This window comes from Amphritea sp. HPY (assembly GCF_050870985.1).
GTDB lineage: Bacteria > Pseudomonadota > Gammaproteobacteria > Pseudomonadales > Balneatricaceae > Amphritea.
Genome location: NZ_CP194015.1, coordinates 4,654,369 through 4,668,803, shown reverse-complemented (window position 1 = coordinate 4,668,803; position 14,435 = coordinate 4,654,369). Strand labels below are relative to the sequence as shown.

The following is a 14,435-nucleotide window of genomic DNA, read 5'->3' as shown; positions in this document are numbered from 1 at the left end:
ACAATGAAGATCAATGAACCGGTTACCGATCGCGAAGTAAAACTCACTGACAATCAGGAACTTGTCACTAAGACTAACCTGAAAGGCATTATTACTTATGCGAATCCGGCATTCATCGAGGTCAGCGGTTTCAGCTATGATGAACTGGTAGATAAGAGCCATAACGTTGTCCGCCATCCGGACATGCCACCAGCCGCGTTCAAGGATCTATGGGAAACCCTCAAGCTTGGTCGGCCCTGGTCCAAACTGGTGAAGAACCGCTGCAAGAATGGCGACTATTACTGGGTAAAAGCTAACGTCACTCCGGTTTTCCGCAACGGTGAGATTATAGAGTATATGTCGGTGCGTACCCGCGCTTCTCAGGAAGAGATCGAGCAGGCGATAGCGCTGTACCGTGAACTCAACAATGGTGAAGCAAGCCTGCCCAGCCCGGCTCAGATTCCTAGTAGCAATCTTGGCGGTATGCTCAACCAATACGCCCTGAGCGGTGCCGGAGCCGCGGTGCTGATCAATCTGGCCATCTATTTTTCCGGCCTTCCCGATGCTGCACTGATGGCAGGACCGATCATTGCATTTGCAGTAATGCTGTTGGGCAGCCGTCACTTTGTCAGCAACAAGGTTATCGCGCCGCTTATTGCGACCAAACGCCAGATGCTGAATGTCTCGGAAGGCGACTACCTGACCCCGATTCCAATCGGTGAGCCCGGCGAAACGGGGGAACTGAACCGGATTGCCAAAATGTTAGCCGTCCGCCTTGGATTCGAGGTCAACGATGCCAACGAAGCCGCCCGCCGTGCACAGCGCATTAAAGTCGCACTGGATAACGTATCATCCAACGTCATGCTGGCCGATAACAACGGCGATATCATCTACTGCAACGATGCGGTGCTAAATATGATGAGTATCGCTGAATCAGATATCCAGGCCCAGTTGCCCAGCTTTGACGCCAGCAAAATCCTCGGTGCTAATATTGATATATTCCATAAGCACCCGGAACATCAGCGCAAGATGCTGGAGGCGCTTAAGACCACCCATGTTGGCCGGATTAAAGTGGGCCAGCGACGCTTTGAACTGACCGCCAATCCGGTAATCGACGATCAGGGGTATCGCCTCGGTACGGTTGTCGAATGGGCCGATATCACCGATCAGTTGAATGCCGAAAGTGAAGTCGAGCAGATGATACAGAATGCCAGCCGCGGCAATCTGGATCAGCGCCTGGAGAGCGAACTCTATAGCGGTTTCATGAAAGATATCTCAAACGGCGTTAACCAGATGCTGGACGCAGTAGTTACCCCGATGCGGGAAGTAACCCGGGTACTTTCAGCGCTTGCCGAAGGTGATCTGACGCAACAGATGGAGGGTGATTTCCACGGTGAATTCGCCAAACTGAACGACGCACTCAACCGCTCAATACTAAACCTGGAAGGTATGGTCGGTGAGATCCGTAACGCCGGTACCAACATCAACACAGGCTCTACCGAAATTGCCAGCGGTAATGCCACACTGAGTCAACGCACCGAAGCCCAGGCCGCCAGCCTGCAGGAAACCGCCGCCAGCATGGAACAGATGACCAGCACCGTAAAACAAAACGCGGACAATGCCGAAGAGGCACGAAAACTGGCCAGCAATGCGCTGGAACTGGCCGGGAAAGGCAGTGATATTTCCAATAAAGTCGTCGTATCCATGGGCAATATCAGCTCCAGCTCCAGCCGTATTGCAGAGATTATCAGCGTGATCGATGAGATCGCCTTCCAGACTAACCTGCTGGCACTGAACGCAGCAGTCGAGGCAGCACGAGCCGGCGAACAGGGGCGGGGCTTTGCGGTAGTGGCATCCGAAGTACGCAACCTGGCACAACGCAGTGCCGGTGCAGCCAAAGAGATCAAAGAGCTGATCAACGACAGTGTCGCTAAGGTTGAAGAGGGTAGCCTGTTCGTCAATGAATCCGGCCAGGCGCTGGAAACCATGATGGCCGCAATCAAAAACGTCTCCAACATTATAAGTGAAATTGCCGGTGCCAGCCGGGAACAGGCGATCGGCATTGAAGAAGTGAATATTGCCGTCACCCAGATGGATGAAGGCACGCAACAAAATGCCGCGCTGGTTGAGGAGGTCGCCGCCGCATCTTCTTCGCTGAAAGATCAGGCCCATCAGTTACAGGGCCTGGTTAGCGTATTCTCGGTAAATAGTACCAATACAGACCAGCATATCACGGCCAATACCCGCAACGATCTGGACCGGATCCGAGCCCTGACGTCGGCAGCAGCAACCCCCGCGCAACCTATCAAGACCGCAAGACCGGCCTCAACGATATCGCCCGACGATGAAAATTGGGAGGAGTTCTGAGGCGCCGGCCCGGATCAGATGCCGATGACACATGACGATATGCCGGTAACCGCAGCCAATACGCTTAGCAAGGATTATAATTTTACGCCTGAGCATTTTGAGTTGGTGCGTGACGAACTGTATCAGTTTGCAGGCATCGTGCTGGCCGATCATAAGATTAACATGGTGTATAACCGGCTGATCCGCCGTATAAGGGCGCTCTCTCTTAACAATTTTGATGACTACTTCTGTTATCTCCGGGAGACGCCGGCCGAACACCCGCTGTTTATCAATTCCCTGACCACCAATCTGACTGCGTTCTTCAGGGAAAAGCATCATTTCGATTTTATCGAACAGACTATCCTCCCCGAACTGGCGGCAGCCGGTCAACGGCGCATCCGGGCCTGGTCTGCCGGCTGCTCAATGGGTGAAGAACCTTATAGCCTGGCGATAACACTGCTCAACTCAGCGGTCGACCTGAGCAGCTGTGATCTGAAGATTCTGGCGACCGATATCGACTCCAATGTGCTGGACAGTGCCCGCAGCGGGATCTACCCCCTGGAACGCATCGAGTCACTGCCTATCAGCCAGCCACAAAGATGGTTTTTAAAAGGCACCGGAGCTAACCGGGGGCAGGTTCGGATTCGTCCGGAGCTACAGCGTCTGGTGACTTTTAATCACCTTAACCTGATGCATGACTGGCCGATGAAAGGACCATTCGACTTTATCTTCTGTCGCAATGTGATGATCTACTTTGACAAGCAACATCAGGAAAAACTGCTCAACCGCATGGCCGACCTGCTAAAACCCGGCGGCTATCTGTTTGTCGGCCACTCGGAGTCCCTCGCCAGGCAACAACAACGCTTTCGCCTGATCGGCAACACGATTTACCAGAAGGAACGCTGAAATATGACGAGCCCGGCGACCTGCTTAAACCCGTCTCAGTCACAGGCCGATGACAACCGCTACTGGGATCCGAAATGGCAGCTGTTTACCATAAAGGTATCCCCTGGCGACTATTTTGTTACCCGCGAAAATCTGGCCATAACCACGATACTCGGCTCCTGTATTTCAGCCTGCATCCGCGATCCTGCAACCGGTATCGGCGGTATGAATCACTTTATGCTACCCGATGGCGATCAACAGGGTGATCATAGCCGCCCCCTTCGCTACGGCATGTTTGCGATGGAAAAACTGATCAACGAGCTGATGAAGCTAGGCTGTCAGCGCCAGGATATGGAAATAAAGATTTGTGGTGGTGGCGATATGATGGGCGGTTCGACGAATATAGGTGATCAGAACATCGACTTTATACAGCAGTATCTGGCCACTGACGGCTTACCCCTTGCAGCATCGGATCTGGGCGGTAACAAGGCACGCAGGATCGCTTACTTTCCGGCTACCGGAAAGCTCCTGATCAGGAAGCTGGATACTCGCGGCAACCTCGGTCTCGCCCAACAGGAACAGCGCTATCGTGTTGACGTTCATCATCAGCTCGACGCCTCCGATGCGCAGTTATTTTTAAAGGACTAAGGGTCATAGTATGAATAAAACCCGGGTATTGATTGTCGATGACTCTGCGCTGGTGCGCAGCGTCATTTCAGAACTATTAGCTAATGACCCCAGCATTGAGGTCGCCGGCACCGCAGTCGATCCTTATGATGCCAGAGATAAGATCAAGCAGCTTAAGCCTGACGTCCTGACGCTGGATATCGAGATGCCCCGTATGGACGGCATCACTTTTCTGCGTAACTTAATGAAACTCAATCCAATGCCGGTGGTTATGCTCTCAACCCTGACCCATGCCGGGGCAGAAGTAACCCTGCAGGCACTGGAACTAGGCGCTGTGGACTTTATTGCCAAACCTAAGGCGACCGATCAAAGCCATATACTCGCAGTATTTGAGAGTGAATTATGCAACAAAGTAAAAACCGCTGCGGCATCGGCCAGTAAACTTAAATTTCACCGCAAACCGGTCGCCGAACGTCATTTACGTCAGGCACCTCAAATCGGCCCAGTCTCCGACATTCTGGGTGGCAAGCAACAGGTCATAGCGATTGGCGCCTCAACCGGAGGTACCGAAGCCCTGGCCGAGTTACTGATTCAGTTACCCAATAATATTCCACCGATAATAGTCACCCAGCATATTCCGGCAAGCTTCAGTGAACGCTTTGCCCGGCGCCTGAACAAGTTATGCAGCCTGACCGTCAAACAAGCGGAAGAGGGCGATATACTGCAGCCGGGCTGTGTCTATATAGCGCCTGGCTCCCACCATCTGCAGATTAGAAAGCAGGGGCACCAACTCATCTGCAATCTTAACAATGGTGCTGAGGTAAACCGGCATAAACCCTCGGTTGAGGTGATGTTTGACTCGCTGCTCGAGGTGACACCATTTAAAGTCTCCGCGATGATGCTGACCGGCATGGGCAAGGATGGCGCTAAAGCGATGAAACGGCTATTCGACAGCGGCGCTCACACGATAGTCCAGGATGAGGCTTCAAGCCTGGTATGGGGAATGCCGGGGGCAGCAGCAAAATATGGCGCCGCAAAAGAGATTGTTTCCTTACAAAAAATGCCCGCAAAGCTAACTAAGCATCTGTCATCCTAAAGGAATAGAGGGTCACATTATGACAAATCAAAAGCTTTTAATTTTTTTGGCCTTGTTAAGCACTGTGTTGCTGGCCATCACCGAGCTGCTCAGCCTTAACAGTTTACTATTCTGGGCTGGCATTTCCGCTCTGCTACTAAGCCTCTGTCTGCTACTGATCTCCGGCAAGGATACTGCACCAGCTCCCCCTGATGACGCAGAAGCGGAACCTCAGGATAGCGTTATTATCAAGCAGGTTGTAGCAGAGCTATCGCAGGCTCTGGAAAATGAAACCAGTACCGTGCATCAGGAACTGGATCAGGTGCAAGGCCTGGTCAGTGAAGCAACCAGCCTCATGAATGACAGCTTTCAGAGCATGCATGCACTGACTGCCCAACAAGCCTCAATCACTACTGAAATTTTATCCCAGACCCAGGCAGAACAGAGCTCCGACCGCGACAACAATCACTTTAGCATTCAGACATTTATTGATGAAACACAGAATATTCTCGACCAGTTTGTTTCATTGATGAGCAACCTGAGCAATAACCGTCAGGAAACGGTGCTGCATATCGACGAGATGATGACCAAGCTGGATAGTATTTTCACCCTGATCGAAAATGTCGAAGGGCTGGCCAGCCAGACCAACTTGCTGGCACTGAATGCCAGTATCGAAGCAGCCCGGGCCGGCGATGCCGGGCGCGGGTTTGCTGTAGTTGCAGAAGAGGTCAGAGCCCTTTCAAAAAACTCAAGTCAGCTCAATGAGCTGATTCGAAAAGAGGTAGGATCAGCCAAACAAACAATTGAAATCTTGCATGATTCGGTCAACGGTATGGCCAGTGCCGATATGAACGATACGCTGTCCACTCAATCAAAAATGAATGAGATGATGGGCCATATGGGCGCTATGAGTCAGTTTTTACAACAACGGGTCACAGAAGTATCGGACATTAGCGTACAACTCAGCTCATCCGTCGATCAGATGGTTCGTTCACTGCAGTTTGACGATATAACAACCCAGACACTACAGTCGATAGAGCACAATACCCAGGCGCTTAGTGAAATTGCCTACCTGATCGCCCAAATTGCACCGCAGCAGGGATCTGTCGACTGCGATGCCGCGCAACTCTGCATCAAGCGCTGCCGGGATCTGCAAAAAGCAACCATGCAACGCAACCAGAAACGGCAGGACATCACGCATAATATGGATGCTGGCGAGGTCGAGCTGTTCTGAACTTTTGCTGTTATCAGCTTTCGGGATCAACCGAAGAGCCTGCCGAGCTGTTGATCCGGTACCAGCCAGCGATACTGTAGCGATCCCGGTCGGCGGGTAGCACCTCATGGGGAAACTCTTCGCTAAGAAAGACCACCAGTGTGCCCATCGCCGGAGGTACATGCATCAGCGGGGCATCACCCTGCTCAGGATAGATCACCAGATCACCGCCATATTCCCGCTGCCAGTCCGGATTTAGGTAAGTGACTACGGTCAGCACCCGGTTTTGCTGACCACGAAAAGCATCCAGGTGAGTTTTATAAAAATCCCCTGCCCGATAGTGTGCAAAATGGCTTTCAAACGAGAACAAACCCAGAAACAAACGCCGATTAATATAATTTTGCAGTTCACCGGTCCACTCCAGCCAATCAGCACCGGCTGAAGTTGAATCATCAATCCAGCAGATCTCATCACGACGAACCTGCTCTGTTTTAAGATGATCCTGCTGCCGCCCAATACCCGCGCGGCTGAAACTGTCATCGGGTAGCGATCGGACCTGCTCTGCTAAAGCACTGGCCAGTGATGCCGGCAAGGCAGCCTCCCGCACACTGTAGCCCTGACTGTATATATCATTGGCGATCTGCTCAAACAGTGGTTGCTCAGCCATACTCACTCCCAAACCGTAGATAACGTATTGTGTTGCTGCAGTTAAATATAGGATTTCCAACAGCGAAGCAAACGCTTTAACCGTTTAGTTGATCTGAATAACAATCATCAGGCACAAAAAAGGCTGCCAAAAGGCAGCCTTCAATCAAACAGTGTATTGCTGTCGGCTTCAACTGCGACGATCAGCAGGCGTTCCCCGGCGGTCAGCAGCAGAACCACGACGCTCTCGCTCACGACCACTGAAATCAGGAGAAATATCTGTGCTACGCACATAACCGACGACACAACGCTCCGGATCGATCACATCACTGAGCACTTCACGCCACTTATCTGAATTCAGCACCACATGGGAAGAGTCACTGAATTCAAGCCAGCCATTTTCAACCATCGCTTTGACCTTACGGCGTACTGTTTCGTACGGAATACCGGTAGCAATACTGATGGAGTGGTTATTACATGAGAAACCTGCAACTTCCTGAGAGTTCTCAGTCTCTTCGCGTTGGCGTAACGCCCACAAAGAGATCACATTAAAAATAATGGCTGATTTGATGTCGCCATCGAATACCCGATAACAACGAATCAGAAAATCAGTGGAAAATGACACAAACCCTAGTTTCTGGGCCAGCTCATCCGCATCATAACTCGCTCTCAGGCTTGTTGGCATACCGTCTCCTATCAGAGATTTTGTGTTTTCCTGATCCGAACTATTCAAAGCTACCGTGCGTTTTTCCATACTGACTCCCCCTGTCTGTTACCGTTCCTTCAGCGCACTGCTCTCAGTTAAACAGATCTGATACTAAATTAATAACTTAAACATATACTATAAATACCAATAGAGACAACATATACCCCCTTTTTTCTAATAGAATTAGGCTTTTGCAACAGTTTTGTAACACTTCCCGACGTATCATTGTTTTAAATGACAAAAGGATTAAAACAATGATGAGCGAACAAAGTGAACATAAAATCAAACAACTAATCGATGCCGGACAATTGCCGGAACAAATTTCGGCCACAACCGGCCTCTCCAGCAATCAGATAATCGAGATCCGGAACAACCATTTTGAGTACCTCCGCCAGCAGCATCGCAGAGCGATTACTCAGCACAGTCAGGCGGCTTATGCGATGAGTTTATAAGCTATTATCGGATCACTTTCAGCGATCCCCGTTTTATTGATTCAGATTCTATTCAGACCAGATGAGGTATTTACAGTAAGTACCCCAAGCGCATACACTGCGCAGACCACATTTACGGGCCAGATTTCTGGCAAATACAGTAAAGAGATCTGAAGGAATATTATTATGAAAAAAGCATTGATCCTGGCAGCAACCGCTATGCTGATGACCCCTCTTGCAGCGATGGCTGAACGTGACGGCGCTACCGTATACAACACTAAGTGCATGGCATGCCACATGACAGGCGCTGCGGGCGCTCCTATCGTAGGTAAAGCTGACCAGTGGGCTCCACGCATTGAAAAAGGTATCGACGGTCTGCTGGCAACTGCTAAGAGCGGTATTAACGCGATGCCTCCGATGGGCACTTGCATGGATTGCACCGATGGCGAGCTGAAAGCCGCTATCCAGCACATGATGGACAACTCTAAGTAAGCCAAATTTACTCAGAGCATAAAAAACCGGCTATTGCCGGTTTTTTTTGTTTTTAGAATATGAAAAAAATGATCAGATCAGCCGCCGACAACTCCGTTTACGCAATACCACCTCACTGCATATGGGGCACCTGAATGGACTGCACCGATGGTGAGCTGAAAGCCGCCGCTAATTCTATTAACGCAATGCCACTCCACAAATGGTGGCACCTGCATGGATTGCACCGATGGCGAGTTGAAAGCCGCTATCCAGCACATGATGGACAACTCTAAGTAAGCCAAATTTACTCAGAGCATAAAAAAACCGGCTATTGCCGGTTTTTATGTTTTTACAATCTGAAAAAGCTGATCAGAACACTTCCTGAGGTTCCAGCGGTCCGAAGTCATCATCCCCCGGCTCGCGGGTCTGTAGTTTTTCCAGCGCTTCCGGGTCATTACCCTTCTGAATGATAATCTCTACCCGACGATTAATACTTCGATTCTCAGCGGTATTATTTGGCGCCAGTGGCCGGGTATCCGCCAACCCAATAACCGTAAAGCGAGACTGATCGATCCGTGGGTCGGCGAACAACTCATGGCCCACCGACAGTGCCCGGGCTGTTGCCAGCCCCCAGTTTGACTCATACTGCCCACCGGACACCGGAATATTATCGGTATGACCTTCAATGGCCACTGTACCCCGAACATTCAGCAATACATCACGGATCTTGGCGATCACCGGAATGTAGGCAAATTTCAGCTCCGCAGAACCTGACGAAAAGGAGCCCTTCTCCTTAACCCGGATAATAATCTTCTTACCGTCGGTTTCGACTTCGACACTGCCCTGGCCAATCTCCTGTCGCAGTGCCGCGGCAAACTCCACCGCTTCCTCCTGCGCCTGTGCCTCAGCTTTAGCTTCCAACTGTTCGATCATCTGTTGCAGCTGCTCAGCGGTTTCGCCCTGCTTCTTATCACTGACTTCCGACTCGCCTTCCGCCGTTCGTACGTCGAGGGTCTGCATATCGTTATCAGTGGTCATCTGGCGAACTTCATTCAGTGGCGTTGGTTGCGGCCGCCCGGGACTAAACTCCTGCGCGATAATACTGGTACCTTTAGGGATGTCCTGCACTTTTACCTGGTTCTGTACACCAAAGGCTTCCCGCATTGAGCCCGCCAACTGCTTGAACTTAAGCACGTCCATCTCTGAAAAAGACAGTAGGAGTACGAAGAAGCACATCAACAGTGACATCAGGTCACCAAAGGTCGCTAACCATCCCGGCAATCCCGCCGGACAAGGAGGACATTTATGTTCTTCTTCACTCATCCGATTCTGTCCCTTTAACCTTCAGCAGCGACTGCACGTTTAGATTCTGGCAGATAGTTACGCAACATCTGCTCGATAACCCGCGGATTCTGTCCCGCTTGAATAGCCAGCAAGCCATCAATAATCAATGCCTGATTGAGTTCCTCTTCAGCTTTACGTGCATCCAGCTTATCCGAGACAGGCAAGGCGAACATAGTTGCCAACATCGCGCCGTAGAGTGTCGTCAACAGTGCAACCGCCATCGCCGGACCGATCGATTTAGGATCAGACATGTTGGATAGCATCTGCACCAGTCCCACCAGGGTACCTATCATTCCCATCGCAGGGCCGACATCGCCTATCGCTTTAAAAATATCTGAGCCATACTCATGCCGCTCTGTGGTCAGGCTTTTCTCTTTATTCAACAATGTTTTAACAATATCAGGATCATGCCCATCGACCAGCAACTGTATCCCCCGCTGCATGAAGTCACTGCTGACCTCTTTATCTTCCAGGGACAACAGTCCACCTTTACGCGCGGCATCAGCCAGATCGACTGTTTCAGCGATAATATCTTCCGGCTTAACTGATTTAAACTTGAAGGCCTTACCAATCACTTTTCCCATACCCAGAAAGTGCGCCAATGGGAACTTCATCAATACGACAAAAAGACTCCCGCCAAGAACGATCAACGCTGACGGAACATTAATGAATACTCCGGCGTCGCCTCCGGTAACCATTGCAGCAACTACAATACCAAAGGCGCCTAAAATACCGATGAGCGACGCTATATCCACTCTATACTCCCAGTTTCATAAATTAGTTATCGATACCGGAACAATCAACAGCACCGATGTAAAACCTGTTATCGCCCGCATACCCATCCAACTTTAGCCCGATGATAACAAAAAAATCACCGGGCTCACCCTTATCGATATGTTTAGAGTACAATTTACTGCTCAGTTTGACCGCTACCTCTATGTCCGGTAGTTTTATCGACTTCTTAACACCGAAAAACACCCTGAGAAACAGCAATGCCCGCAAAGAAAAAGACTCCTGATTTTGAATCCTCGCTGGCCCAGTTGGAAACTATGGTCGAACAACTGGAACAGGGCGACCTGTCGCTAGAGCAATCGCTGCAAACTTTCGAGCAGGGCGTAAAGCTGACCCGGGACTGTCAGTCTATTCTCGCTCAGGCGGAACAAAAAGTGCAGATGCTAATTCAACAAAATGGGCAGCTTGAACAGGTGCCATTTGAAATGCCTGAGGAATAATGCCCGTGGATCTGAAAAACCTGGTGGCAGAATACCGACTGCGGGTCGAAACCCATCTTGAAAAAGTAATGCAGGCAGAACAACCCGCCCCCCATCTGCAGCAAGCCATGCACTATTCGCTATTCAATGGCGGTAAACGGGTGCGCCCGGTACTGGTCTATATGGCCAACCAGTTATTACAGGGTGAATTGAAAAACGCAGATATACCGGCGTGCGCGATTGAAGCTATTCACAGTTACTCGCTGGTGCATGACGACCTTCCGGCGATGGACGATGATGACCTGCGCCGGGGTAAACCGACCTGCCATATCGCTTTTGATGAAGCGACCGCCATACTGGCCGGTGATGGCCTGCAAGCGCTGGCCTTTGATCTGCTCAGTTCTCCTGACAGTTCGCTTGAGCCACGCATTCAACTGCAGATGATGCAATCACTGGCTAAAGCCAGTGGCAACTTTGGTATGGTCGCCGGCCAGTCTATCGATCTGTGCAATGTCGGCAAGCAGGTCAGCCTGCAGCAACTGGAACTGATGCACCAGCATAAAACCGGCGCGTTAATCTGTTCCAGTATAGAGATGGGTGCGCTGTCCAGCGGTAAGGCAACTGAACAGGACCTGCATTCCCTTCAGCAGTATGCTGCTGCGATCGGCCTGGCCTTCCAGGTAAAAGACGATATCCTCGATATCGAAGGCGATACTGCGACCATAGGTAAGCCTCAGGGATCCGACCTGGCACAGGACAAACCTACCTATCCCGCCTTGCTGGGTATGGCCGGAGCAAAACAGAAACTGGACCTACTAAACCAGCAGGCTCATGCTACCATCGACGGTTATGGCGACGCCGCTGCTCCACTGCACTGGCTGGCTGACTATATAGTTGAACGCAATTATTGAGCGCAACCACTGAACATGTTCTATGAAATCCCCACAGAGCGCCCTGTAACCCCGCTATTGGATACTATCGCGGATCCTGCTCTGTTACGCCTGTTACCGGAAGAAAAGCTATCAGAGTTAGCACAGGAACTGCGTGCGTACCTGTTATACAGCGTTGGCAAAACCGGCGGCCACTTCGGCGCCGGACTCGGTGTGGTAGAACTCACTATCGCCCTGCACTATCTGCTCCGGACACCGGACGATCATCTGATCTGGGATGTTGGCCACCAGTGCTACCCGCATAAGATTCTGACTGGCCGCCGTGAAGCGCTGCAAACTATCCGTCAGCAGGATGGCCTGGCGCCTTTCCCTCGCCAGCAGGAAAGTAAATTCGATGATTTTGGTACCGGGCACTCAAGCACTTCAATCAGCGCGGCTTTAGGTATGGCTCTGGCGGATCGGCTACTCGGCAAAGAAAGTCGTACCGTTGCAGTAATTGGCGATGGCGCTATGACCGCGGGAATGGCATTTGAAGCACTCAATCACGCAGCCCATACGGGAGCCGATCTGCTGGTAATTTTGAATGATAATGATATGTCGATCTCCCACAATGAAGGAGGGTTGGCGACTTATCTGTCAAAAAATCTGAAAGATGCCTTGCAAGATAATATGGGCGAAACCACCGCTGCCCTCTTCGAAGCGCTGGACTTCCATTACAGCGGGCCGGTGGATGGACATGATTTTGAACTGTTATTACCCGCGCTGCAGAGATCACTGAACACCCCGGGACCACAGTTCCTGCATATCACTACCCGCAAGGGTAAAGGCTTTGAACCTGCCGAAAAAGATCCTGTGGGCTACCATGCGATCACTAAGATCGAGCCGGTCGACAGTAAACCTGTCAACACTGTTAAGAAACCAAAATTCGCCAATATTTTCGGCAGCTGGATCTGCGAACAAGCGGCAACCGATCCCCGTACTGTGGCCATAACGCCAGCGATGAGCGAAGGCTCAGATCTGATCGAGTTCTCCCAGCGCTTCAGCGAGCGATATTTTGATGTTGCTATCGCCGAACAGCATGCAGTTACTCTTGCTGCTGGTATGGCATGCCAGGGGATCAAGCCGGTCGTTGCTATCTACTCGACGTTCCTGCAGCGGGCTTATGATCAACTGATCCACGATGTCGCCATTCAGGAACTGGATCTGCTGCTGGCGATCGACCGCGCAGGACTGGTTGGTGAAGATGGTGCGACCCATGCGGGTTGCTACGATATCAGTTTCCTGCGCTGTATTCCCGGCATGCTGATCATGACACCATCCGACGAGCAGGAACTGCGTAATCTGTTGCAAACCGGATATGACTTCACCGGTCCAGCCGCCGTGCGCTATCCCAGAGGCAGCGGGTGTGGCACAGCAACATCCACTGCGCAACCTGTAACACTGGGCTGCAGCCGGACAATTATAAATGGCCAAAAGGTCGCCATTCTTAATTTCGGCGTGCTACTGCCACAAGCCAGAGAGGTGGCTGAAAAATTCGGATACAGCCTGATCGATATGCGCTTTGTGAAGCCTTTAGATACTGCAGTGATCGATAAAATTGTTGATAGCCACTCTCTATTGGTGACGATCGAAGATCATACAATCAAAGGTGGCGCTGGCTCTGAAGTAAGTGAATACCTACACTCACAAATGTACTGCAATAGACTGCTTAATTTGGGAGTAGCGGATCGCTGGATAGAACACTCGTCCCGGGAACAACAGTTGCATGAGTGTGGTTTGGATCAGGCGGGTATAGAGCAGTCGATTAAGCAGGCGCTTGAAAACCAGATATAAAGCTAAAGGCTTCCTGGTAAGTGCAAGCTAAGGTTTTTTGTTATTTAAAGCTAAGGGCTTCTGTTAAATAACAGGCTTATTGCAGAATAAGCCTTAATCATCGTCCTGGAAATGATGCTCCGACATCATATGCCCCAGCTTACCCATCTTGGTTGCCAGATAATCTTCGTTATGGCGGTTCTTGCCCACTTGTAGCGGCACCCGCTTAGCAACCTTCAAACCATCCTTTTGCAAGGCCTTTACCTTACGCGGATTATTGGTCATCAGCTTTACGCTGGCTACATTCAGATGTTCCAGCATCTGCTGGCACATGCTGTAGTCCCGCATATCAGCTTCAAAGCCCAGCTTTTCATTCGCCTCAACAGTATCGGCACCGCCATCTTGCAGATGATAAGCCTTTATCTTGTTCAGTAAACCGATACCGCGGCCTTCCTGGCGCAGATACAAGAGCACGCCAGCGCCCTCCTCAGATATCCGTTTTAAAGCTTCCTGAAGCTGGAAACCACAGTCACAACGCAGAGAAAACAGGGCATCCCCGGTCAGGCACTCGGAATGAATTCGAGCCAGTACCGGAGCATCAGGAGTCAGTTCACCAAAGGTCAGGGCGACATGCTCTTTACCTGTGGTCAGATCCTCAAATCCGACCATGGTGAATACACCCCACGGGGTCGGTAATTTGGATGATGCAACGTATTTAACTGACACTAACAAATTCCTTCACAAAATGAGGCCGGTATTCTACCAGCCATCAGACTAAGGTGCATACCTTGATTTGGGGG

General features: G+C 50.8%; 16 protein-coding genes. 10 read left to right on the top strand and 6 right to left on the bottom strand.

Annotated features, from left to right (window positions below; all coding sequences use genetic code 11):
* Positions 1–3 precede the first annotated feature (3 nt).
* Genes ACQUQM_RS20780 through ACQUQM_RS20760 form a run of 5 tightly spaced genes read left to right on the top strand, consistent with a single transcriptional unit; the run spans position 4 to position 6,146 of the window.
* Positions 4–2,346 carry a methyl-accepting chemotaxis protein gene (locus ACQUQM_RS20780; protein WP_432471782.1) on the top strand — a complete coding sequence of 781 codons (2,343 nt, stop codon included), beginning with the start codon at positions 4–6 and terminating at the stop codon, positions 2,344–2,346.
* Between the two features lie 24 nt (positions 2,347–2,370).
* The gene (locus ACQUQM_RS20775) at positions 2,371–3,231 is read left to right on the top strand and encodes a CheR family methyltransferase (protein ID WP_432471781.1); all 861 of its coding nucleotides are present in this window, start codon (positions 2,371–2,373) and stop codon (positions 3,229–3,231) included.
* 3 nt (positions 3,232–3,234) lie between these two features.
* Complete coding sequence (gene cheD, locus ACQUQM_RS20770; protein WP_432471780.1) at positions 3,235–3,858, top strand: chemoreceptor glutamine deamidase CheD; 624 nt, start codon at positions 3,235–3,237, stop codon at positions 3,856–3,858.
* A 10-nt stretch (positions 3,859–3,868) separates the two neighbouring features.
* Entirely contained in the window at positions 3,869–4,933 is a 1,065-nt protein-coding gene (locus tag ACQUQM_RS20765) for a protein-glutamate methylesterase/protein-glutamine glutaminase (RefSeq protein WP_432471779.1), read from the top strand.
* A 19-nt stretch (positions 4,934–4,952) separates the two neighbouring features.
* Entirely contained in the window at positions 4,953–6,146 is a 1,194-nt protein-coding gene (locus tag ACQUQM_RS20760; protein ID WP_432471778.1) for a methyl-accepting chemotaxis protein, read from the top strand.
* A 13-nt stretch (positions 6,147–6,159) separates the two neighbouring features.
* Here the strand turns inward: ACQUQM_RS20760 and ACQUQM_RS20755 are convergent, their stop codons facing one another.
* Together ACQUQM_RS20755 and ACQUQM_RS20750 are read right to left on the bottom strand one after the other, a co-directional pair.
* Positions 6,160–6,792: a 2OG-Fe(II) oxygenase gene (locus tag ACQUQM_RS20755; protein ID WP_432471777.1), complete on the bottom strand. Its 633-nt coding sequence runs from the start codon at positions 6,790–6,792 to the stop codon at positions 6,160–6,162.
* 168 nt (positions 6,793–6,960) lie between these two features.
* A complete protein-coding gene (locus ACQUQM_RS20750; RefSeq protein WP_432471776.1) occupies positions 6,961–7,524 on the bottom strand; it encodes a hypothetical protein in 564 nt (187 codons plus the stop codon).
* 206 nt (positions 7,525–7,730) lie between these two features.
* Between ACQUQM_RS20750 and ACQUQM_RS20745 the strand changes: the two genes are divergently transcribed.
* Both ACQUQM_RS20745 and ACQUQM_RS20740 read left to right on the top strand, forming a co-directional pair.
* Entirely contained in the window at positions 7,731–7,928 is a 198-nt protein-coding gene (locus tag ACQUQM_RS20745) for a hypothetical protein (protein ID WP_432471775.1), read from the top strand.
* 165 nt (positions 7,929–8,093) lie between these two features.
* Positions 8,094–8,399 carry a c-type cytochrome gene (locus tag ACQUQM_RS20740; protein WP_432471774.1) on the top strand — a complete coding sequence of 102 codons (306 nt, stop codon included), beginning with the start codon at positions 8,094–8,096 and terminating at the stop codon, positions 8,397–8,399.
* A 348-nt stretch (positions 8,400–8,747) separates the two neighbouring features.
* On the opposite strand, the gene ACQUQM_RS20735 is transcribed toward ACQUQM_RS20740, so the two are convergent.
* Genes ACQUQM_RS20735 through ACQUQM_RS20725 form a run of 3 tightly spaced genes read right to left on the bottom strand, consistent with a single transcriptional unit; the run spans position 8,748 to position 10,724 of the window.
* Positions 8,748–9,701 carry a flagellar motor protein MotB gene (locus ACQUQM_RS20735; protein WP_432471773.1) on the bottom strand — a complete coding sequence of 318 codons (954 nt, stop codon included), beginning with the start codon at positions 9,699–9,701 and terminating at the stop codon, positions 8,748–8,750.
* A 14-nt stretch (positions 9,702–9,715) separates the two neighbouring features.
* Positions 9,716–10,477 carry a flagellar motor protein PomA gene (gene pomA / locus ACQUQM_RS20730; protein WP_432471772.1) on the bottom strand — a complete coding sequence of 254 codons (762 nt, stop codon included), beginning with the start codon at positions 10,475–10,477 and terminating at the stop codon, positions 9,716–9,718.
* A 22-nt stretch (positions 10,478–10,499) separates the two neighbouring features.
* Positions 10,500–10,724: a hypothetical protein gene (locus tag ACQUQM_RS20725; protein WP_432471771.1), complete on the bottom strand. Its 225-nt coding sequence runs from the start codon at positions 10,722–10,724 to the stop codon at positions 10,500–10,502.
* Between ACQUQM_RS20725 and ACQUQM_RS20720 the strand changes: the two genes are divergently transcribed.
* From ACQUQM_RS20720 to dxs, 3 genes are read left to right on the top strand one after another with little or no spacing between them, the layout of a single operon-like run.
* Positions 10,715–10,954: an exodeoxyribonuclease VII small subunit gene (locus ACQUQM_RS20720; RefSeq protein ID WP_432471770.1), complete on the top strand. Its 240-nt coding sequence runs from the start codon at positions 10,715–10,717 to the stop codon at positions 10,952–10,954. The genes ACQUQM_RS20725 and ACQUQM_RS20720 overlap by 10 nt on opposite strands.
* A 5-nt stretch (positions 10,955–10,959) precedes the next feature.
* Entirely contained in the window at positions 10,960–11,844 is an 885-nt protein-coding gene (locus tag ACQUQM_RS20715) for a polyprenyl synthetase family protein (protein ID WP_432471769.1), read from the top strand.
* A gap of 15 nt (positions 11,845–11,859) precedes the next feature.
* Positions 11,860–13,656 carry a 1-deoxy-D-xylulose-5-phosphate synthase gene (gene dxs / locus ACQUQM_RS20710; protein ID WP_432471768.1) on the top strand — a complete coding sequence of 599 codons (1,797 nt, stop codon included), beginning with the start codon at positions 11,860–11,862 and terminating at the stop codon, positions 13,654–13,656.
* A 93-nt stretch (positions 13,657–13,749) separates the two neighbouring features.
* On the opposite strand, the gene ribA is transcribed toward dxs, so the two are convergent.
* A complete protein-coding gene (gene ribA / locus ACQUQM_RS20705) occupies positions 13,750–14,361 on the bottom strand; it encodes a GTP cyclohydrolase II (protein ID WP_432471767.1) in 612 nt (203 codons plus the stop codon).
* Positions 14,362–14,435: the final 74 nt, after the last annotated feature.